Annotated in this window: 19 protein-coding genes; 14 read left to right on the top strand and 5 right to left on the bottom strand. The window is 44.8% G+C overall.

The window, feature by feature from the left end; all coding sequences use genetic code 11:
* Nucleotides 1–11: 11 nt before the first annotated feature.
* Entirely contained in the window at nucleotides 12–497 is a 486-nt protein-coding gene (locus AB4111_RS17925; RefSeq protein ID WP_442032607.1) for an ABC transporter ATP-binding protein, read from the bottom strand.
* Between the two features lie 231 nt (nucleotides 498–728).
* Entirely contained in the window at nucleotides 729–2,408 is a 1,680-nt protein-coding gene (locus tag AB4111_RS17920) for a PucR family transcriptional regulator (RefSeq protein WP_442032606.1), read from the bottom strand.
* 225 nt (nucleotides 2,409–2,633) lie between these two features.
* Between AB4111_RS17920 and AB4111_RS17915 the strand changes: the two genes are divergently transcribed.
* The 6 genes from AB4111_RS17915 to arr all read left to right on the top strand — a co-directional run bounded on the left by AB4111_RS17915 (nucleotide 2,634) and on the right by arr (nucleotide 5,582).
* Nucleotides 2,634–3,110: a hypothetical protein gene (locus tag AB4111_RS17915; RefSeq protein ID WP_442032605.1), complete on the top strand. Its 477-nt coding sequence runs from the start codon at nucleotides 2,634–2,636 to the stop codon at nucleotides 3,108–3,110.
* A 51-nt stretch (nucleotides 3,111–3,161) separates the two neighbouring features.
* Nucleotides 3,162–3,500, top strand: a complete 339-nt coding sequence (locus AB4111_RS17910; RefSeq protein ID WP_442032604.1) for a hypothetical protein — start codon at nucleotides 3,162–3,164, stop codon at nucleotides 3,498–3,500.
* Nucleotides 3,501–3,626: 126 nt separating this feature from the next.
* The gene (locus tag AB4111_RS17905) at nucleotides 3,627–4,277 is read left to right on the top strand and encodes a hypothetical protein (protein ID WP_442032603.1); all 651 of its coding nucleotides are present in this window, start codon (nucleotides 3,627–3,629) and stop codon (nucleotides 4,275–4,277) included.
* 200 nt (nucleotides 4,278–4,477) lie between these two features.
* Entirely contained in the window at nucleotides 4,478–4,684 is a 207-nt protein-coding gene (locus AB4111_RS17900; protein ID WP_253439763.1) for a helix-turn-helix transcriptional regulator, read from the top strand.
* Nucleotides 4,685–5,125, top strand: coding sequence for a hypothetical protein (locus AB4111_RS17895; protein ID WP_442032602.1), 441 nt, complete (start codon nucleotides 4,685–4,687; stop codon nucleotides 5,123–5,125).
* A gap of 55 nt (nucleotides 5,126–5,180) precedes the next feature.
* Nucleotides 5,181–5,582: an NAD(+)--rifampin ADP-ribosyltransferase gene (arr, locus tag AB4111_RS17890; protein ID WP_442032601.1), complete on the top strand. Its 402-nt coding sequence runs from the start codon at nucleotides 5,181–5,183 to the stop codon at nucleotides 5,580–5,582.
* 373 nt (nucleotides 5,583–5,955) lie between these two features.
* Here the strand turns inward: arr and AB4111_RS17885 are convergent, their stop codons facing one another.
* Both AB4111_RS17885 and AB4111_RS17880 read right to left on the bottom strand, forming a co-directional pair.
* On the bottom strand, nucleotides 5,956–7,110 hold the full coding sequence (locus AB4111_RS17885) for a DUF4179 domain-containing protein (protein ID WP_442032600.1): 1,155 nt from the start codon (nucleotides 7,108–7,110) through the stop codon (nucleotides 5,956–5,958).
* Nucleotides 7,107–7,634, bottom strand: coding sequence for an RNA polymerase sigma factor (locus tag AB4111_RS17880; protein WP_442032599.1), 528 nt, complete (start codon nucleotides 7,632–7,634; stop codon nucleotides 7,107–7,109). The genes AB4111_RS17885 and AB4111_RS17880 overlap by 4 nt, the downstream gene beginning before the upstream one ends.
* Before the next feature lie 291 nt (nucleotides 7,635–7,925).
* On the opposite strand from AB4111_RS17880, the gene AB4111_RS17875 reads away from it, so the two are divergent.
* Together AB4111_RS17875 and AB4111_RS17870 are read left to right on the top strand one after the other, a co-directional pair.
* Nucleotides 7,926–8,369, top strand: coding sequence for a hypothetical protein (locus AB4111_RS17875; protein ID WP_442032598.1), 444 nt, complete (start codon nucleotides 7,926–7,928; stop codon nucleotides 8,367–8,369).
* A 720-nt stretch (nucleotides 8,370–9,089) separates the two neighbouring features.
* Nucleotides 9,090–11,906 (top strand): S-layer homology domain-containing protein, encoded by a 2,817-nt coding sequence (locus AB4111_RS17870; protein ID WP_442032597.1) that lies wholly within the window; start codon nucleotides 9,090–9,092, stop codon nucleotides 11,904–11,906.
* Nucleotides 11,907–11,973: 67 nt separating this feature from the next.
* Here AB4111_RS17870 and AB4111_RS17865 read toward each other — a convergent pair whose 3' ends face one another.
* Nucleotides 11,974–12,348 (bottom strand): iron-sulfur cluster biosynthesis family protein, encoded by a 375-nt coding sequence (locus AB4111_RS17865; protein WP_442032596.1) that lies wholly within the window; start codon nucleotides 12,346–12,348, stop codon nucleotides 11,974–11,976.
* Between the two features lie 276 nt (nucleotides 12,349–12,624).
* Here AB4111_RS17865 and AB4111_RS17860 point away from each other — a divergent pair, with 276 nt between their 5' ends.
* From AB4111_RS17860 to AB4111_RS17835, 6 genes are all read left to right on the top strand, one after another.
* On the top strand, nucleotides 12,625–13,653 hold the full coding sequence (locus AB4111_RS17860) for a LacI family DNA-binding transcriptional regulator (protein WP_036617286.1): 1,029 nt from the start codon (nucleotides 12,625–12,627) through the stop codon (nucleotides 13,651–13,653).
* Between the two features lie 180 nt (nucleotides 13,654–13,833).
* The gene (locus AB4111_RS17855; RefSeq protein ID WP_442032595.1) at nucleotides 13,834–15,105 is read left to right on the top strand and encodes an ABC transporter substrate-binding protein; all 1,272 of its coding nucleotides are present in this window, start codon (nucleotides 13,834–13,836) and stop codon (nucleotides 15,103–15,105) included.
* A gap of 90 nt (nucleotides 15,106–15,195) precedes the next feature.
* Nucleotides 15,196–16,083 carry a carbohydrate ABC transporter permease gene (locus tag AB4111_RS17850; RefSeq protein WP_307542940.1) on the top strand — a complete coding sequence of 296 codons (888 nt, stop codon included), beginning with the start codon at nucleotides 15,196–15,198 and terminating at the stop codon, nucleotides 16,081–16,083.
* Nucleotides 16,076–16,921 (top strand): carbohydrate ABC transporter permease, encoded by an 846-nt coding sequence (locus AB4111_RS17845; RefSeq protein ID WP_442032594.1) that lies wholly within the window; start codon nucleotides 16,076–16,078, stop codon nucleotides 16,919–16,921. The genes AB4111_RS17850 and AB4111_RS17845 overlap by 8 nt, the downstream gene beginning before the upstream one ends.
* A gap of 87 nt (nucleotides 16,922–17,008) precedes the next feature.
* Nucleotides 17,009–18,505 (top strand): glycoside hydrolase family 30 protein, encoded by a 1,497-nt coding sequence (locus tag AB4111_RS17840; RefSeq protein WP_442032593.1) that lies wholly within the window; start codon nucleotides 17,009–17,011, stop codon nucleotides 18,503–18,505.
* A 485-nt stretch (nucleotides 18,506–18,990) separates the two neighbouring features.
* Nucleotides 18,991–22,029 carry a beta-galactosidase gene (locus tag AB4111_RS17835; RefSeq protein ID WP_442032592.1) on the top strand — a complete coding sequence of 1,013 codons (3,039 nt, stop codon included), beginning with the start codon at nucleotides 18,991–18,993 and terminating at the stop codon, nucleotides 22,027–22,029.
* Nucleotides 22,030–22,472: the final 443 nt, after the last annotated feature.

Below are 22,472 nucleotides of genomic sequence, written 5' to 3'. Positions count from 1 at the left end.
TGGTCTGATAATCAAGTGCGGAGAAGGGTTCGTCCAGTAGTATAGGTAACGAGGGTACGTATGAGGGCTACACGTTGGCGCATACCGCCTGATAGTGTGGAGGGATAGGCTTCTGCGAATGAGGCCAGGCCATAACGATCCAGATAATCCATGGCAATATCGCTGCGATCTTTTTTGGACATTCCCTTCACTTCCAAGCCTAGCGTGACATTGTCCAGGATGCTTCTCCAAGGCAGCAGCAGATCCTTCTGCATCATATAGCCGACATGCCCGGTGGTCTGATCAATCTCTTCGCCACAGACGATAACCTTGCCATTCGTTGGCTTAAGCAGACCCGCGATAATATTGAAGATCGTACTCTTGCCACAGCCGCTCGGTCCCACGATACTGAAGAACTCCTGCTTCTTGATTTGCATCGAAACCTCAGCGAGTACTTGAATATCTTCTCCGGTTGCACTGACAAATGATTTGGATACGCCTTGTATCTGTATAGCCATGATAGGTAGCCCCTTTCCTACAGCCTGATGATGGTTTGTTTCTTGATGTGAATTGATGTTAATTAAAGTGACATTGATTAATATATCCCTAATCATATAGACTGTGGGTTCTGTTGTCATTAGTTACTTTGAACATAAAAATACAATTAAATCAGTTAAAATGAACAATTGAAGTTTGGATATGAAAAGAAAAACAAAAGAACGTGTCATTATATATGACACGTTCTGGGTTCAAGACGTATGATTAACTTCACTGGGAGGTGGATTAAGCTTCAGAAGGGACTCAAGTGCAAAGGCAAGTCGAAAGCGAAGACTCTCCATCGGGTCCTTGATGTTTCTGCCGGTTAGTTTTTCACATTTCTCCAACCGATAGATCACTGTATTGCGATGTACAAACAGCTCTTTCGCTGTATCCACGATCTGGCAATGATTCTCATAGAAGGAGGACAAGGTCTTCATAAGCTCGCTGCGCTCGTTTGGATCTCGGCCTTCGAAGGGTTTAAAGGTTTCTTGATGAAACTGTAACATTTCATCGTGGGGAATCATACGCAGCAGGCGACTTATATCCATCGTCTGATAGGAATGGGCGAAGCGGGTCTTTCGCATCTGATAGCCGGATTGAAGTGCCTTGACTGCTTCCTTATAGGAAAGCCCGATATCCAGTACATTCGTGTAGGGATTGCCTATTCCAAAAGAAAGACTCAGCTGCGACTCTATATACAGATTGCCCGCAATCCACTCAAGCTGTTGAATAACGGTGTGTTCATCCCAAGACGATTCGGCCAAAAAGACGAGTATGCCGAACTGGTCATTCTTCGTGAACATGACAAAAGAAAGATCCAGTTTGGAGAACTCCTGCTTGATCAGCTCGTAATTAGCGTCTCGTTCCGAGATGAACCGCTCTTCTCCTGAGGGAGTGAGAATGTGATTAGGTTTGTTCGTTAAAGGTTCATCCATCTTGGCGATGATGAGAACGGAACTTCCTTTTGCCTGCAGCCCGTATTTCTTGCCGCGATGCAGCGCTTCTTGTTCCGAACGAATGAAGCCTTGAATGAGATCGGAGAAATATTCATTTTTGTAACGACGGGAACGCTCTTTGACCGCTTGCTTCTTGGTTAACTCCAGACCGATTACATTGACGGCTTGCTCCAGAGCCAGAGTGGAGAGCTTAGAGCTTGCGGAACTGTCGTATCGTGCGATCAAATAGCCCTCGTGTCGATCCGTGAAGATGGGATGAAACTCGGCATGTCGATATTTCTCAGCGGTAAGCAGACAGATTGAGATTGTGGTATGGAAGGAAGGGTGCTCATCTATAAATGTCAGTAAGGGTGCGGCGAGAGACTGGTCATCCATCTGTTCTGCATAATGGGAGCTAGCCGTAATCTGCTTCTTGGAGCCAAGCAGCAGTACAGGTGAGGATAACAACTGAGACAACGTATCTACGATAGAGGGGATGCCTTTTCCTTGCATCACCATCGTGGAAAATTGCTTATGAATAGACAAGGCATAGTGGAGCTCATGGGTTTTGTTCTGTAGGATAGCACTGATCGAATGTTGAAATATTTCACCGAGTGTATTGTCTATCTCAGACAGCTCAATGATCGGGAAGCCCAGCCTGTCGGCTGTCTCGAGCAGTTGCGGAGATAATTCAAGAGAGAAGCGCTGTGTCTTGACAGCAAGCGCCGCACAACCAATCGCATGCATGTCAGTAATGAATCCAAGATGAGCTTCGGGTCGGTCTTTCAGGATATAACCGTTGGTCAGCAGCATATCTCCGGGTTTCAGGAATTGTACAATATCTGGCGCGTCCATAATATTAATCGATTGCACCAAGCGATCGAGGCCACGATGTCCGGCAATAACCTTTGCTTTGGAGAGAATGGGGATAGTCAATAACTGTTGCAGATCCATCTTCAACCCACCGCTTTCGTCATAATATGTTATAAAATCTAACACTAAGTTAGGTGGGCGTAAAGAAGAGTTTGGATAAAGAGGCTAAGCCTTCGGAAATCCAATGCAAACAAATTTCTCATAAATATAAAAAATTTCCAATAATTCAATGCGTTATACTAAATAGATATAAAGAAAATTTGCTCACTATTACCAACTTTATCACTAAAAAGGAGTTCTCGAACCATGACAGGGAAAAGAATAGTATCGCTTTTACTTGCTGGTGTTATTACTGGTTCTATCTTAGTTGCATCGACTACAACTGCGGAAAGAGTCATAGCCCAAACTCCGATGGAAGCCGCAACTGAGTACTTTGATGCTTACATTGCTAAGGATGTAGAGGGGATGATGTTCTATGCTAAAGATACAAATTATTTGGATGAGAAGAGTCGTGAAGAAGGATATGTAAAGGACTTGAAGACCAATCCAACTACAGGGTATGAAATTGTGGAAACCAAACAAATCAACACGGATGAAGTTCAATTTTATGTAGTTCAAAAGTATGCAGGACAAGACTATGAACAGTCACCACCACTCCCGTATAAAATTTTCAAAAGCGAAAATGGATGGAAGGTTTTAGTAGAGCCACTAGAAATCAATACATTGACAGGTGAAGTCACGAAAGGTACACCGATTCACGCTTGGCAGTATACAGATCATTAGTTGTTTTATGAATGCATACTATAGAAATGATTGAGGAGTGAGTGACATTCAATGAAAAAATTATTGGTTAGCACGGCATTAATAATGACTGTTTCGGCAGTGACTGCTTTAAGTATTTATGCGAGTAATTATTATGATGATGCTAAAGCGGATAACCCAAACTATCCGGATTTTGGTCCTGCAGTACAATTATCAGAAGAGGAAATTAATAGAGCTCTAGAAAATGTAAGTAGTATAACGACATCTTTTGGAACATTTAATAGGGTACCCGAGAAAGACGCCTTCATTTCCGAAAATGAAACGGTTGATAACTTAGATCATTTAACGGCCGATACCAAACAGATTCTTTCTCACGGTAATTATTTTGTGAAAAGCGAATCAGAGGAATAATTTTGTCATAAAAGGAAGTTAGGAAAGGCGGTGTAAAAATGCCAGATACTTGGACATTTAGTGCAAATAGGACAAGAGACATTAACCCTTTTAAGAAACAATCTTAGACAAAGGGATGGTTGTACAATGAAAATTTCAGACCGACTATTAAGACAATATTTAGATCACGTTTATTGGATATGTGGAGGCCCTTGCGGCGGAAAAAGCACGATGACAAAGTTGCTTTCTTCAAAATGGAATATGAATTATTATTCTTCAGATGACCACACGTTCGATTATCAAAAAAAGGCTAATCCGCAGGATCATCCCGCCATATTACGACATTTCATTGATTGGGAATGGTTCTTTTTAGGACGAGGGAATGATAGAAGTCACTGGTTAAATTCCGTGTTTGACGAGAGTGTGGAATTTATCATCCTGGATTTGTTACAGATGGGGAAAGAGAAGCCGATCGTAGTAGATACTTTTATGGAACCTGCTTATCTAAGGGAGATTGCTGACCCCAACCGAGTGATTTATATGTTTGCAGAAGATGACCTCATTCGAGCAGATTATCTGGATCGAGATCATCTGAGAGGCATGGAGGGTTTGTTTCCTAGTTTATCAGATCCACAACGTGCACGGGACGAAACGTTAAACACGGTGGTTAGAGCATCGAATCATTACCTGCAACAAGCGGAGCAGTATCAATTAAAATGGTTTATGAGAACATCTCAATCCAATAAAGATCAGATGTTAATGGAAATTGAGAAGCACTTCGGTTTTTCGAGAGACTGAAGGGTTAAATTATATCAGTCGTCGTTACACTTAAGGAATACGATAGGTCAATAAACCACAGAAAGCAGCTGATCCATGTGATCAGCTGCTTTTTTTCAAATGGGCAGGTTAATTTATATAGAATGCAAAGTTAACTTGACACAAAATGCAAAGTGAACTATGCTAAAAATGCAAAGTAAACATTGCAAGGACGTGATTACATGAAGACAAGAATTGCAGAATTGCGTAAGCAGCATAGACTGTCACAGGAAGAATTGGGACAAATTGTTGGCGTTACCCGGCAAACCATCACTTCTCTAGAAAGGGGAAAGTATACGGCTTCCCTTATTCTTGCTTACAAAATTTCTAATTTTTTTGGACTCGCTATTGAAGATGTTTTTGATTTCAGCGAAGTGGAGGAGATATAAGTGGACAAGTACAAGATTAAAGTAGAAACTCGCAAAAACGCACTGTCCCTGGTAGCTGTTGTTACGATATTGATCTATGTAGGACTTATATTTTATAGAGGTGGACTACCCGATCTGCCTAGTTTTATAAAAGGATTTCATACTGGAGCTTTTATCGGGGTTGAAGTGGTCATCACTTATTTTCTCGTCAGGTATATAAAAGCCAGCAAAAATGAAGCCGAGCTGAAGAAGCAGTTTATTGAGGAGAATGACGAGCGGAGTGTTACAATACTCCAGAGTGCCGGCACACTCAGCGTAGCAATCATTCTTATTAGTCTGGGTATTGCCTCCGTGATTGCCGGTTTCTTCAATCCCATGATATTCTACACCTTACTAACTTGTTTGTTTTTTGTTTTAATCGTATTTTTGGCACTATGGATGTATTATGCGAGAAAAATCTAAGGGGCAGGTTCATGATAAAATAGAGTATCTTACTAAATTTGGAGGTGGTGGCGAGATGGCTGAAATTCTTGACAAAGGTCCTTTTTATCATGGGACACGAGCAGATTTGCAGATTGGAGACTTGCTCACAGCTGGCTTTCGCTCAAATTACAATCCGGATGTGGTGATGAATCACATTTATTTTACAGCTTTGCGTGATGGGGCCGGGTTAGCTGCGGAGTTGGCAAAAGGCGGTGGTGAACCGCGCGTGTATCTCGTTGAGCCGACTGGCGAATGGGAAAATGACCCAAATGTGACGGATAAGAAATTTCCAGGGAATCCGACGCGATCATATCGCAGCAAAGCCCCACTAAAAATTGTTGGCGAAGCGAAAGATTGGGTGCGACAAACGCCTGAACAACTTGCAGTTTGGCATAAACGCTTGGCGAAAATAGATAAAGGCGAGATTCTAAATTAGTCTAACAATTGAATAATCGGTAGACTTCTATATAAATACTATATTTGATGCTGATGTCCGGCATGGAACTAACGGGAAACGAAAGCTCAATAATACAAAAAAAGTAGCTGATCCATGTGATCGGCTGCTTTTTTTGAAATAACGGACAGGTTAGCGCAGCATAGTATAAAAGTAATTAAACAAGGGTTCTAATGGTTGGCGAAGTAAAGGCTGAATGGATATCTATCAATACACTAGTAAACAAGATGAATTGACTTATGCTAGACAGGGGTTAAATTCATATAAATAAAAAGACGAAACCATTTACGGCTTCGTCTTTTGTAGGTTTGCAACCTTTTTAATCCTAGATAAAAAGGATCTTTTTACAGCTGTACTATTGCACAGAAAGTACAGTCTCTAGCTCAGGGATGTATTTCTTGACCATACGTTTGTCTTCCCACCGCCCTATAACCCCAGCTGGGGCTTGACCTTCGGATACGACTAAGTACGGTTTGATGGTTACGGTACGCGGTAGCGTCTTGAAGGGTTCAAAGCGAATATTATAAGATTCGCTAATGGGGTGAGAACCGATGGGCTTCAGTTGAACGCCATGTTCATCCACAATATCATATTGAAGAGCGATGATGCCCCCGTTAGCACCCTTGTATTCCGAAGGGATAGAAGCGAGCATCTTCTCTATGCTCTGGCCCGGATTGGTTTTGTACTCAACGGATAACTGCGTTGTGATAGGGGTGATTTCCAGCTTACTGATCTGCAAGTTAATGTTATCATGATGCTTGGTCTCCTCTGAAGTGAGAACGGTAACGGGCGTAGTTTTTGTAACAGGCAGAACGAATTGGAACGGGACATCGTAACCCTTTAACGTTACATTTACATTCAAGTCAAACTGATCAGGGAACTGGACATTCTGGTCTGTGACAGTAGTGTTGGTAACCTGAACGATTAAGCTGGAAGCATTCTTACCGTCCATAAAATCGGAATTCCAGCTCAGAGGCTGGCCTTTATAGAGGACCTCTAACGTATCCACTGCCCCTCTATTGGCATCAGAAGACAGCGAATTGGGCTCCGAATCCAGGCGATTTCCAGGAGTGGTTACGTTCATAAGAATGCGGGTTCCGTCAAATAACAACGTTGGAATATTCATAGTCACGTTGCCATGGGTCACGCTTTGATTTACGTTTGTGATGAAATCATCAGCTTGTTGAAGACCGGGATCTAAGTTGTTTTTTCCCCATAATGAATAGATTTGCCCTAGGACCGGAATTTGCTTAAGTGCATCAGCCATTGCGGGCGATACAAAGCCGGAAGCAATGAGTGTCACACCAAGAATTGTAGCGGCTGCAGTGGAAACCCACCATTTATTAAAAGTTCTTGAACCCTTTGTTTTTCTCTCAATCGAGGAAACGGAATTATCGGTTTCTCTGATGATTTGGTAAGTCTCATTCATCTTGGAGCGGGCAACATCCGATAACTGATTGGGAAGTAGGCTTTGGCAGCTCCTTAATTGTTCTTCTAACTTAGTGTTCAAGATGTCGCAACTCCTTTTTCTTGATTGATTTGAGATAAATGTTTTAGCTTTTTACGGGCGCGATGCAGCCGGGTCTTCACGGCTACCTTAGAAATTTCGAGAATGTCTGAAATTTGGCTGATCGGCATGTCCTGCAGGTAATGAAGCAGAATCACAGTCCGTAGATTCTCCTCAAGATGTTGAACGGCATCCCACAATTCGATTTTCTCATAATCCTTGGAAGTGGAAGTGACTTCGGGAAGCTCTCCGTAAGGAAGCGTTCTGGAGCTGCTTTTGACCATTCTGTTGCATTCATTAATCAGAATCCGGAAGATCCATGTTTTGAAAAAAGCGGGCTCTCTGAGTGTGTGGATGGACTTAAAGGCTTTAAGCATTGTCTCCTGCAGGGCATCTGCACAATCTTCTTCATTGTTGACGATGGACCTTGCAGTTCTATATAAAGGTAACTCCATCTCTAGCATCAACTGCATGAATGCTTCAGGATCCCCAGCTTTGGCTTTGACGACAATAGAATCTGTATGCAAGGGTTCACCTGCTTTCTTACTAAAAGTATTAGAATGTTCGTAACGTTACTTATATATTAGATCGGGTAGGTAGCTAAAAGGTTACATGGAAAAAACGTATTCTAGTAATTCATCCCGTTTAGGAGACAGGTACCGAACAAGGGTTAGACAAGCAAAATTACGTCAAGTCTAAAACTTCCCCCCAAGCATGCTGCGATGCGGACATTGAACCAATGGTAAACGATATTTCAGGGAATCAATGAACGAATTGAGCAACCCTCTCCATATATCATTCGTTAGAGTATGAGAGAGGTGATTACTATTAATAAAATGAGTAATAGCATCTTAATGTTAATATCAGTGGTATTCATGATGTTATCTGGGTGTTCATCAACAGAGAAAATTGAAGATACAGTTACTGAACGTGTGGTAGCATCTGATTTTGTTCTCGAAGTCACAACACCAACTGTTATAGGCACGGGTGAGAAAATGAAAGTAAAAGGGACTTTAAAATATACAGGCATTAAACCCGTTGAAGTTGCCCATGGAAAACCAATCGTTCGTTTTTTCTTTTCCGGTGGTGACGAGGAGCGTAGTTATACGGATGTGGGATATGTAACTGAATTTAAGTCGGGTCAAGTGGTTGAGGTTGAAGATGAATTTTTGGTATCCAAAAAAGGGGCACAAAATCTCTATGTGGATATGACCGCGGATATCTCTTTAACCATGAATCCAATTGAAATTCTTGTGAAGTAATTTTGATAAGTACTATTAGCTGATGATAAATCCACAATTTCGCATACAAAGTACAGTATACAGACTGTTGAACCGTTGATAGACTTGGTTTATCTAAGACTAAGAATCAGCCTGAAAGTTAAAAGGCTTTTACCTCAGACGTATTAATGACGTGTTTTGGTTTTGAGGATATCATGCTTATGATCTGCATGATTGGAACCTGGATAAACTTTAAACGACAAAAAATTAATGACTGAATGAAGTATCATTAATAGAAATGGGTTAATATACCTATTTTTTCAGGCTGTGAAGTGGTAGAATATTCTTATTATTGACAAGTTTGATTGGGATTTAGGATCTGTAAGACCTATGCATAATAGAAAATTGAGTTATGAATTTCATAATCAAAGTTAATTCCAAAGAATACATAGCTGAGGTATTACAATACACGTGTAGAATTTGAATCATTTTCGGCCAGAGTGACTAAAGATACAACAGAAACGAAGTAAGTTTATGTGTTTAAGGATTGCACCGGTAACTGGGGTCGGATATCGTTATCCCTTAGATTTATTAACGTAAATAACGATTTATATATATATCCTTATTTGTTAATTAGGAATTTAGAGATTGACATAAAGGGAGAAACTGTATTCTTGCTTTATGTGAACTTCTAACTAGAAGTTTTCAGTAGGTTTACGCAAAACCATAAATGCGAAAATAGAAAAAGGGGATACCAGCAATATGAGGAAAGCGAAATTCAGTAAGTTATTATCATTAGTTTTATCAGCTAGCATGTTAGTAGCAAGTGTACCATTTGGGGAAGGGAAGGTTAGCGCTGCGGACACGAATACTGTCACTTCTGAAGGGGTGCTATTATCGAGCCCAGCTAACTTACAAGTAACAACAACAGATCATGAGATCAATGCCACCTGGGATGCAGTAGAAGGGGCGGAGCAGTATGTTATGACCATAGATGGAAACCCTGCTTATAAAGGTAAAGAACCTAGCTTCGTTACTTATATGGCTCCGGATACATCCTATGAAATCGCAGTTTGGGCCATCGATCATGCCGGCACACCAAGTGAAAAATCTATAGTGATCGTGAAAACTAAAGAAAAGTTAATACCTTCATCTCCGAAGTTTAATGTCACTACAGATGAAACATCCCTTACTGTAAGCTGGGAAGAGGCAGAAAGGGCAACAAGTTACGTGGTTCGTGTAGATAACAAGGAAGTTTATCGTGGAACTGATCTATCATACACACTTACAGGGTTAATACCAAAAACGAGCTATGTTGTAGATATATGGTCTGAAAATGAGCATGGAACTAGTGGTTCACAACGTAATACTGTAACAACAAAAGATCCAGACAAACTACCCGCTCCCAAAGGTTTGAAAGTGGAGTCAACTTGGAATACAATTAGACTTTCATGGGATCCCGTTGATGGTGCGAATACATACAGAGTAATTAAAAACAATACCTTCCTGTATGAAGGACCGAACACAACCTACACGATAACTGGTTTGGACCCGGATCATCCTTATTCCCTTTATGTGTACGGGTTAAAGAAATCCCCGTCAAGTATAACTATAGAGGGAGAGCAAGGCAGGATTATGGGGGTAACAAAGAAATTACCAGAACCGAATAATTTTGTAGCCATTCCTAAATCAACTTCAGTTGATCTATCTTGGGATGCTGTTGAAAAAGCAGACAATTACAAGGTCTTGCGTGGAAAATTAATCATTTATGAGGGTCCTTTAACTACATTTGTAGATACTGGTTTAAATGAAGGTGAAACCTACAATTACTCTGTCTTAGCAATGGATGATTTCACCTCTGGTTTACCTGCGTATACGAGTGTAAAAACATTGATTCCACCTCAACTTCCGTATCCTGAAAACTTTCGAGTGACGGAATTACAATATAATAAAATTCGTATTGATTGGGATGCTGTTGATGGAGCGGATGAATATGAGATCTCCCGTGACGGGATGACTATTGGTATTCCGATGGGTACATGGTGGACAGAGGATCTTGAAGACATCTGGTCTGGCGCAACTTATACCTACAGAGTCGCTGCTCTTAGAAAAGGTGTTAAAGGTAAAGTTGCGATGAAGGTCGTCACCATTCCGAATGAGCCAGTGCAAGGTCAAGCACCGAGTGGTGATCTGGCCCTGAAGGCGAATAGAGTCTACCATGATCGGGTTGGACTGAGTTGGGCTACAGTTACAGGCGCGACGTATTACGATGTACTTCAAGATGACACAAACAAAGTATGGACCGGTTCAATAAATTCAATGACAGTGGGGAATGTGGGTCCGGAAGAAAGCCACACCTATAAAGTAGTTGCTGGAAATGCTGATGGCACATTGGAATCGAACGTCATCGAAGTAACCACACCAGCAGCACCGCAGCCTATTGTCATCACGCCTTCGCAACCAATGGAAGGAACGATTACTTTTAACTTTAATGCCATCGAGGGTGCTGTAACATATGTAGAGCGAAACCCACAAACCACCTACACACCTCTAGGTGACGGGACCTATCGGAAAACATTTGTTAACTCTGCAACCGGTGAGAGCCGTGACGATGGAATTGTTTCCCCAGTCAATGGCAAGCTGAATTTTAGCGAGACAGACGTATATCCTAACAGGACATACAACTATGAGATCGTTGCTGTTGTGAAGAATGCTGATGGAACGGAATCTGTTGTAGCTAAAGAAGAAATCAGTGTAACCGCACCAGCAGATGGTGGTGGGGCGACTGTTCCTGGAACGATTGTCGATCCGGGTACTGGCACACCGACCAACCCAGGTACTGGTAATGGTGGTGGCACCACGCCGACTACTCCAGCAACACCAGGAACTGGTGGGGCGGTTACAAATCCACCGTCCGGAGGGAGTACGCCAAGTGGAACCAACGCCAATGTAGGAATTGAGGTTAATGGAACCGTAACAGTTCCAGGACCCCAAGGTGATAATGACGTTGAAGTTATTCCTGAAGAAGAAACAGAGCCTAAAACCTATTCTGATATAGATGGTAGTTATGCAAAGGAAGCAATTCTTTCTCTAACTTCCAAAGGAATTGTTAAAGGTTACGCCGACGGGACTTTTGGGGTCAAGAAGCAAGTAACCAGAGCTGAATTCGCAATCATCTTAAATCGTGCCATGGGATACACATCATCATCACCGTATGCTGGAACGTTTAAAGATATTGATCCTGAAGCTTGGTATGTGTCAGAGCTTAACTCGGCCATTGAACATAAGATTACTAAAGGGTTCGATGATAATACCTATCGTCCAAATGAGGTCATTTCAAGAGAGCAAGCTGCAAGCATGCTTTCGAACGTGTTGCTGAGAAACGGATCATCACTGTCGTCTGCAGGTCATTATAAAGATCAAGCAAACATTGCAACTTGGGCCAAGGAGAGTGTCGAACTTGTGACCCAAGAGTCCGTGATGAGTGGATACCCTGGTAACAAATTTATGCCGAAACGTTCCTTAAGCCGAGAAGAAGCGGCACAAATGATCTATAATTTGATTAGAATCACGAGCTAATAAAAAACCTCCCGTCCCGCAGAACATCTGGGATTGGGAGGTTTTAACTATAATGCTAATTCAACGTTTATCGTACAAACCATCCAGTGGGCTGAGGGGCAATGTCTGCGCTATCTCGTAAATCATGGACTTTGACATTGCTGCCGTAGATCATGGAATCACTACTCAGTCGGAACGAAGGGAAGCTGTGCTCGGATTGCAGACGCAGACAGGGTTCGAAGTAAATCTGCTGTTGTTTGTTGATTACAAAGGGAAGCGACCCCGCTTCTACGGTAACATCATCGCTATCCGGTTCGTTTAAGATCAGAAGTACCGCAATTCCGTCACAACCGCATCCATCGGTATCATAAAACAATTTGAAATAGCCTGGTCGATCTCCCAGCTTTTCAGTAAGTCTTGCTTCTGCCAGCGGACTGACTTGAATGATCATGACGTTGTTCACACTCCTCTAATCTCCAATGAATTCGCTTACAATTTAATATATGGACCATAAACGCAGATTAGAAGGTGAAATAAAGAAAAGCAAACATGTCCTATGACAATAATGACGCTAAAGCGTAAAGCATTCAACAACTCACGCATGATGTCATACCTGGAACTGCTATTGGTCCAGTATAAAATCATTCGCCCTTCAATGAAACCCATTTCATCGCCATTCCTTATCTGGTATGATAAGCAGGGAAAATAGGGAAAATTAGAGAAAAAGGAAGGTTCCGTTATGACACCGATCACCATATACGACATCGCCAAGGAAGCAAACGTATCTGTAGCGACAGTCTCCCGAGTGCTGAATGATACGGCACCTGTGCGTGCAAGCACCCGAGAGAAGATTATGTCCATCATCGAAAAACACCAGTTTCAGCCCAACGCGCAGGCGCGCAGTCTGATCAAGAAAGAGACGGGTACCATCGCCATCATCCTGCCTGACATTACGAATCCCTTTTTCCCCGAAGTCTTCTGGGGCGCGGAGAATGAGGCTCGCGGATTAGGGTATACATTCTTTCTGTGCAATACGGCAGGGGACTACAACAGGGAATCTGAATATTTGTCCATCCTGCGAGAGAAGCGGGTAGACGGGATTATTTTTCTTGGCGGGCGAATCAACATGCAGGTCTGTCCGGATGACATGGCGCAGGAATTGATTGATATGGGCAAACGCATGCCAATCGTGCTGGTCAATGGCAATATTGCCAAAGGTGGGTTCCACCGGGTGTACACGGATGAAGGGGCAGGGGCGGCCCTTGCAGCTGAGCATTTGCTTGAACTGGGGCATCGCGATATCGCCTTTGTCGGCGGGCTAAAAGAGTTATCCACCACCATGGTCAAGGTCAGAGCTGTGCAGAAGAAACTTCGGGAGCATGGGCTCGAAATACCGAAAGAACGGCAGCTGCTCGGAAGCTTCTCCATCGACGATGGCAAACGGGAAATGTCCAAACTGCTGGATCGGGACAATCCGCCAACTGCGGTCATATGTGTGAATGACAACACGGCCATTGGTGCGATCAAGTCAACGATTGAGCATGGGCTCTCGATTCCGAAGGATATATCCATTGTGGGTTTTGATGATACACCTCTCGCCAGTGCCGTTATACCGGAACTGACAACCGTATCCCAGAACACATACCAGCTTGGCAAACAGGCTGTGGACGTGCTGCATGAGCTGATTAACCAAGGCAAACCGAAGAAGCAGATTATTCTGCAACCGGAGCTGATTGTGCGTCAAAGTACAGGACCTGCTGCAAGATAAAGGGCCTGTAATTGGAAAAGAAAGCGTTGACATTTCCTCGAAGGGTGAAATATAATGAGTGCGTGAATGAAACCCCTTTCATAAAGTGGAACGGGTTTTATGTTTCAGCTTAATGAAACCCATTTCATGAAACGGGTTTCAGTGTGGTCATCCATTCATTAGTTCAAGGGGGCGTAACGTATGAGAAGAAGTTTAAAGGTCATTTCGTTATTGATGCTGGTCATGGTAATGGGTCTGACAGCCTGCAGCAGCGGGAGTAAAAGTGGTTCCTCCGGCGAGTCCGGTGGCAAGGTTGATTTGAGCATGACGATCTGGGGCTCGGAGGATGAGAAGAAAATTTATCAGGAGCGACTCGACATCGTGAAGCAGACGTATCCCGATATTAATGTGAAACTCAACGTGGTTGCAGGAGATTATGACCAGAAGGTACAGACCATGATCGCCGGAGGAACAGCACCGGACATCATGATGATTGCCGAGAACTATCAGGCCTACGCCTCCAAGAATCAGATTATACCGCTGGATGACATGATTAAGGCGAACAATGTGAACATGTCTGAGCGATATTCCGATGATATTGCGAACCTGATGAAGTATGATGGCAAGCAATTCGGGTTGCCGGATCGGGCAGGCGCAATGGTCCTCTTTTATAACAAAGATCTGTTTGACAAAGCCGGGGTGGAATACCCAACCAAAGATTGGACGCAGGACGATCTGATGGCGGCTGCTCAGAAGCTGACGGTGAAGGAGAACGGCAAAACGACTCAATGGGGCTACTACCCGGGTAGCTGGTGGCCACAATGGATGCAACTGATCTACCAGAATGGTGGCTCGATATTCGATGAGAGCGGTAAACCGACATTCAATACAGAGCCTGTGCGTAAAGCATTGCAATTCATGAATGATCTGACCTTCACCCACGGTGCAGGACCAACGCCAACCGAGATTGCAGACATGGGAAATATCGGAGCCGATCCGCTGTTTGCGCAAGGCAAGATCGCTATGGAAACAACCGGTTTCTGGAACATTGGTTCGCTTGCTAAGGTCGAAGGCATCAACTGGGATATCTCTCCGGTATGGGGCGAAACGAACGCATTCTTTAACGGTTTAACGATTACCAACGCTTCCAAACACAAGGAAGAGGCATTCAAAGTGATTGAAGCAATGACGACACCAGAAGCGCAGATGCCAATGGTCAAAGCCGGTCAGGATGCTCCCGCAACCAAAGCAGGTCTGTCCAGTGATGAATTCCTGAATGCCGAATATGGCGGCAAGAAAATCAACATGGCTGCGTTCAGTGAATCGACAATCTACGCAGAACCGTTCAACCCGCAATGGAATGAAATGATGAAGCTGATTAACGACAAGCTGGGTGTGTACTTCAACAACAAAGCTTCGCTTGATGATACCGTAACTGAAATCCAGAGTGGACTGGAAAGACTCTACAAATAGAGGTTGTTCAAATAGCATCGACAGGAGGACAGGTGGAATTCGGCATGATTGCGGGTTCCATCTGCTCTCTGCGTCATGGGAGGGCTTAACGTGAGAAAAAAGGACGGGAAATGGTTCTACATCTTCATCTCGCCTTGGCTGATCGGGTTCCTGGGGCTGACCTTGGGTCCGATCCTGTTTTCCATCTATATGAGCTTCACGAATTGGGATCTGTTCCAGTCCCCTGAATTCATCGGTATCGACAATTACAAAACGTTGCTGACCGATGATCCGATCTTCTGGAAATCCGTCGGCAATACCTTCTTCTATGCGCTGATATCCATTCCACTGGGCATGTCAATTTCGCTCTGGATTGCATATTACCTGAATAAGAAGATCAAAGGAATTACCTTCTTCCGGATTCTGTTCTACCTGCCTTCCGTCGTTCCAGTGGTTGCAAGTTCATTGCTCTTCATTCACTTGCTTGCACCGACGGAAGGATTGATCAACCAAGCACTCGCGATCTTTGGTATTGAGGGTCCTGCCTGGCTTCTTGATCCCAACTGGGTTAAGCCTGCATTGATTCTCATGTCCTTATGGGGTGTAGGTGGCGGCGTGGTATTGCTGCTTGCAGGGATGAAAGGCATTCCGCAGGAACTGTACGAGGCCGCAGCCATCGATGGTGCGAAAAGTACACAATCGTTCTTCCATATTACATTCCCGATGCTGACTCCCGTCATTTTCTTCAATCTCGTGACCGGTATGATCGGAGCGCTCCAGACCTTCGCGCAGGTCTTCATCGTCACTGCCGGCGGACCTGATAATTCAAGTCAGATGGTCGTTCCTTACTTGTTCCAGAATGCATTCCAGTTCTACAAAATGGGATATGCATCGGCGATTGCCTGGGTACTATTCATCATCATCATGGCGTTGACACTGGTTGTATTCCGTTCATCGGCGCTATGGGTGCACTACGAGGAGGGAAAAGCCAATGAGTAATCCATCGACTGTGGAGAAGACGATATCCTATATTTTTCTGATTCTGGTCGGGGTGCTGCTTGCTTCGCCTTTCCTGTACATGATCTCCATTGCACTGGCCAGTGACGCAACAACCGTCAAATCAGCTTTTACCTTCGTTCCAATGGAGTTCCAGTGGTCGAACTTTTATACGATTTTCACGAATAACAATCTCGGAACATATCTCAAAAACTCCGTCATCATTACCATCTTTACAATTGTTGGATCGGTATTGTCAGCTTCAATCGTGTCTTACGGCTTTGCCCGAATCAAGGCGAAAGGCAGTCGTTTCCTGTTTATCGTGTTGCTCAGTACGATGATGATTCCGGGTGAGGTGACGATGGTACCGCAGTTCATCATCTTCCGTCATCTGGACTGGATTAATACATTCTACCCGCTGATCGTACCGAGCTTCTTCGCCGGAGCGTTCAACGTATTCCTGATTCGGCAGTTCGTCATGAGTATCCCCAAATCACTGGATGAAGCCGCCATGATTGACGGTATGGGACACCCGGGAATCTACTGGAAGATTATCATGCCACTGACTTATCCGATTCTGGCCGCTATTGCCATTTTCTCGTTTTCCTATAACTGGGGGAACTTCATGGGGTCGCTCATCTATATCAATGATCCGGAGAAAATGCCGCTGGCACTTGGTGTGCAGCTGTTGACTACAGTAGGTGGCGGACAGATGCCGCCATGGAACCTCGTGATGATTGCTTCCCTGTTCCTCACCATTCCGATGGTACTGGTATATCTGTTCGGACAACGTTATGTCTATGAAGCGAACATTAGCGGCGGAAGCAGCGGAATCAAGTAACAGAAGGTGTGTAGCGTGTATGTATTGAACCTGTTGTTCAAGGCCAATGAAGTCATTAACGTACATGGAGAAAGGATTGTTTAGCCCATGGCGCATAAAGAACAACGCAGCAGGAGCAAACGGAGTTACATTCTCATGGGTGTGGCCCTGGTTGCCCTGCTGGCAGGAGGAGGAATTGTTATCAATCATTTTGCCAATGAATCATCCAAAACACTTGAGTTCCAAGGGGAGCCTGTACGTCTGAAGCTGGATCAGTCCTACGATCATTTTGAAGGCTGGGGCACGTCACTTGCCTGGTGGGCCAACGATCTTGGCTTATGGAAGGATCAGGCGAAGGTTAGTGAAGTGATGGATCTGGTCTTTGACCCGGAGAAAGGATTAGGTCTGAACATCGTTCGTTACAATATTGGCGGTGAGGAAAATCCGGAGATGAAGGCCCTTCGTCCCGGTGGGGATGTACCTGGCTTTCAGCCTGAACCTGGAGAGTGGGATTGGAATGCCGATGCAGGCCAGCGTGCTGTATTACAGGGCTCGATAGAGCGCGGCGTGAACATTGCCGAAGCTTTCTCCAATTCACCACCCTACTGGATGACGATTAGTGGATCGGTCACTGGAGCCGTAGATGGCGGTAATAACCTGCGTGACGACCAGTATGATGCGTTTGCCGATTATCTGACCGAAGTTGTGAAGCATTATCGGGACGAGTGGGGGATCACTTTCCGTACACTGAATCCGCTTAATGAACCTTCCTCCGACTGGTGGAAGAAAGGCAACATGCAGGAAGGCAGTCATTTTACCAATGAGAAACAAGCCGAGATTATCAAGAAAGTCGCTGCATCGTTGAAGAGCAAAGGACTGGATGGAACCGTCATTAGTGCCGCAGATGATAACAGCATTGATGAGACGGTGTTCAATTTCAATCTCTACGATCAGGACACACTGGACGTAATCCAGCAGATCAATACCCATTCCTATAATGGCAGCAAAATGGAAGAGCTGCGCACGTTGGCAGAACGCCATGGCAAGAAGCTGTGGATGTCCGAGTACGGAACAGGCGGTAGCGAGCCACACAGTCATGAGGATATGACCTCGGTCCAAGAGTTGGCGGAGCGCATCATGTTTGATTTAAAAATCATGCAGCCATCCGCCTGGGTATATTGGCAGGCCGTTGAAGATGAAGGCGCCAATAATAACTGGGGCTTCATTCACGCCAATTTTAACGGAGAAGAGCAGTATGAGATGACCAAACAGTATTATGGCATGGCCCAGTTTACGAAGTTTATTCGTCCTGGCGCTACGATTATTCCAACGGATGATGGTCGCACGTTGGCTGCCTATGACGCGGAACGTCAACGACTGGTGCTGGTGATTCGTAATGAATTGTCGGCTGGAACAACGGCGTTTGAACTGGAAGGGTATACGTACGGAAAATCATCCACCGCGCAGGTGTATCAGACTTCACCAGAGCGAAATATGGAGCAGCTTGAAGACATTCCGGTGTATGCCAACGGACTTGAAGTGCCTACGGCAGACAATTCCATTACAACAGTTGTACTGGAAGGCGTAACGTTGCAGAAGAACTGATGATTAAGGAATATGAATTCAACTACAGATTTACACAGAAACGGAGAGGACAGAAAAAACCTGAAAAAGCGAAGCGTTCGCCTTTATCCCCGGATTTTCCCTTTGAGAAAAGGGAATCAAAAAAATCTGGGGATAACAGCGATTGGAAGGTTATTCTGTCATCGAAGTGTCAGTGTAAATATTCATCAGTTGAACTTATATTTTTAAAAGAGTTATAGGACATATGAAACTATATAAATTGAATTAAACATTTACACCAAACGGAGAGGACAGAAAAAACCTGAAGAAGCGAAGCGCTCGCCTACAAGCTTTCTGCAAGAAAGCTACATCGGAAGCATACGCTATCCCCGGATTTTCCCCTTTGAGAAAAGAAAATCAAAAAATCTGGGGATAACAGCGATCGGAAGGTTATTCTGTCATCGAAGTGCGCAGTGTAAATAAGCTTTAGTTCAATTTATATAAATACAGAGAAGGAGGGGATATCTTTGACAGAGAAAGCATCCCTTTTGCTGCAGGAACAGGAGAAGAACATCGCCAGGGCTGAGAATGGTGTTCAATCCGAATTAACGTACGATGCACGCAGTTTTTTCCTGAACGGAGAGCGTGTATTTCTGAACAGTGCCACGATCCATTATTTCCGTATGCCGAAGGAGGAATGGCGTGAGGTTCTGCTGAAGGCGAAGTTGGCAGGCATGAACTGCATCGACACCTACTTTGCGTGGAACGTGCATGAACCGGAAGAAGGACAGTGGTCCTTTGAAGGGGACAACGATTGTGGGGCTTTTCTGGATCTGTGCGCAGAACTGGGCATGTGGGTCATCGCACGTCCGGGTCCGTTTATCTGTGCAGAATGGGATTTTGGCGGTTTTCCATATTGGCTTGGTACGAAGGAAGGCGTGAAGTTCCGGGAGAATAATGAGACGTATCTGCACTATGTGAACCTGTACTTTGACCGGATTGTGCCGATCATTCGGGAGCGTCAGTTATCTGCCGGGGGCACGGTCATTCTCGTTCAGGTGGAGAATGAGTATGGGTACCTGATGGATGACGCCGCGGCAAGTGACCATATGAATACGCTGAGGGATGGATTGTTGCAACGTGGCATTGACGCTACGCTGATTACTTGCGTTGGCGGGGCGGAAGGCACGATTGAAGGGGCTAATTTCTGGTCGGGTGCTGACGGGCATTATGAGAAACTTCGAGCCAAACAGCCGGACACCCCGAAGATGGTCACGGAATTCTGGACCGGATGGTTCGAGAACTGGGGAGGGCCTTCGGCTATTCAGAAGACGGCGCCTTTGCTGGAGAGACGCATCATGGAGATTCTGCGTGCCGGGTATACCGGAATCAGCCATTACATGTTCTACGGCGGCACAAATTTTGGTGGATATGGCGGCAGAACGATGGGTAGCAGTGACATCTTCATGATTACGTCTTATGACTATGATGCACCGCTAAACGAATATGGACGGGTGACACCGAAATATGCGGTAACCAAGAATCTGTCTTACTTCGTCCATGCTTTTGGGGCACTTCTGATGGAAACAGAGGAAATTCCAGAAGAACAGATCGTTGTACGTCATCCTGAAGGCATATCTGTACGAGGCAGACAGGCAGACAACCAGAAAATGTGGTTCCTAGAGAGTCACAAGGATGAACGCGAGACGATGCACATTACGCTTGAAGAAGGGCGTACTCTTCCCGTATCGCTGAATCCGGGCCAGATTGTTCCATTGCTGGATCGAGTACAGATTGCTGAACACGTATACCTGACTGCGGGTACGATGATAACGGGCAATGAAATGATCAATGGAGAATTGAATCTGTTCATCGTGGCCCCAGCAGGGCAGCGTTCCATAGTTGAACTGGAAGCCGTGGACTTGAACGTCATGGACAGTTCGGTGCAAGTGCTGGTCGAGCATGATTCATCAAGGAATGTACACCGCTTCGACCTGTTCCATTTCCAAGAGCCGGGAATGATCCAACTGGAAGCAAACGGCACACCGATCCGTTTCGTCATTCTGGATCAAGAGATGATGAATCGAACATGGCGATTGGAAGCAACGGATCAGAAGGGACTACGTTATGTGATCGGTTTCGATGACGTGGACGTGATGTCATCTGGTCAGGTCAAGGGCATGATCACGGATCCGGATCGCACGATTACGCTGCTTGGTGACTGGACAGATGGAGAACGGACATTAACAGGTCACGAATTCTTTGCCAGCGAGGAGTCTATTGCAGGTATGCAGAAGCAGCTTCCGTGGAGATCACCGAGTGCGCCGACGTTATCTGCTTCGCCTGAGCTGTCTCGTATTACGTTAACTGCGAAGCAACGCTCGGCGAGTGGACAACCGGAAGACTTTTCCCGGTATGGACAAGATTATGGTTATCTATTGTACGAATGCGATTTCGAGAGTGCAACCGAAGGAATCACCAGTCTCATTTTGCCTGATATTCAGGATACCGCCAGGATTATTGTCAATGGAGTACAACAGGTACTGGTTCGTCAGGTAGGTGCCGCAGGAGTTCAGTTACAAGTAGCCCAAGGGAAGAACACACTTCAGATTCTGGTGCAGCATATGGGCAGATTGAACTTCTCTCCGTATTTGGGTGAGAGTAAAGGTCTGGCTGGTGCTGTGTATCTGGATGGCAAGGTTCAGGATATTCGTCGGGATTGGCATACGGAAAGTGGACTTGTGCATCTGGATGAGGTGAACTCTCTCCAAGGATCGCCACTTCTGAGCAGAAGCTTTACGCTGGATCGTATGGATCGGGCGATTCTGGTAGGTGCCTTGAGTAAAGGCCTCCGTATCAATGGCATCGAAGTTCCGATGGAAGGATATCAGGATTGGTTTGCTTTCCAGACGCTAGACATTTCCTTGTATATCAAGCCTGGAGAGACGAATACACTGGAAATGCCGTATAGCCGTTCCTCACTGAATCGACTGGAACTGATTACGTATCCGAGTCAGGGAGAACTGAAGGATTGGCGTATGGCAGGAACGGACGCCTTACTCCCGGAACATTGGGAGAGCACCGAGACAGGGCAAGAACTGGCTCAACGTAGCGTACAGGGGTCAATCCTGCGTACGGCACAGCCCGATGTCGCCAAAAGTGGCAATTGGAATGCCAACCCGGTGGCCGATACCTCAGACGGTGGAGGCTCACGTGCTGCGGTGAGCGAGAAGTCTCAACCCACATCTAATGCTTTTCAAGCACAAGGCTCGCATGGTCATCCTGTCTGGTACCGCTGGCATTTCACCAAGCCTGTATTATCCGAGCATCATAAGGTGAACTTGATGCTTCGCCTGACTGGTATGAGCAAAGGAACCATTCACCTGAATGGACATCATCTGGGCCGTTACTGGCAGATTGGTCCGCAAGAGGATTACAAGATTCCAGTAGCATGGCTACAGGAAGAGAATGAATTACTTTTGTTCGATGAAGAAGGTAGAACACCAACACGTATACGTTTCCTGCTGGATGCATTATCCTGTTATCCGTGGGTTATGGTGGAGTAGTTCATGTATGAGTCGGTAGCTGTCTTACCAATATCCAACTATGGTTCGGAACGATAATTGAACCGGGAGAGTTCAAGTTGGAGCATTTTTTTGAAGAAATGGATTAGGACTAGAAATCAGCATCACATACCGCATAAGTTTACCTTTTATCGCAGCCATAACACCTCATTTTCTTAGCCAAATTGACCTGGGTTTGTGAGTCATCTGATTCAGTCCTTTGAATGAATTAGGCTAAGGGAATGGGGAAACTATGGTCATCAGGTTTTTACAATAAGCATAGGGAACATTTGTAGCAACATTTTTTGTAACCGTTTACATATAAGGTGGTTGTTCATCCATGATCTGTGAAGGGAGTGATGCTTCATGTAATTGGAATTTGAACAGGTAGTCGTAAGGTGTGCTTATAGAGGGATGACTCCAAGATAACGTTTAAATCGGCTGTA

Origin of the sequence: Paenibacillus sp. 2KB_22, assembly GCF_052115745.1 — a bacterium.
Lineage (GTDB): Bacteria > Bacillota > Bacilli > Paenibacillales > Paenibacillaceae > Paenibacillus.
This window is presented reverse-complemented; position numbering and strand designations above follow the sequence as displayed.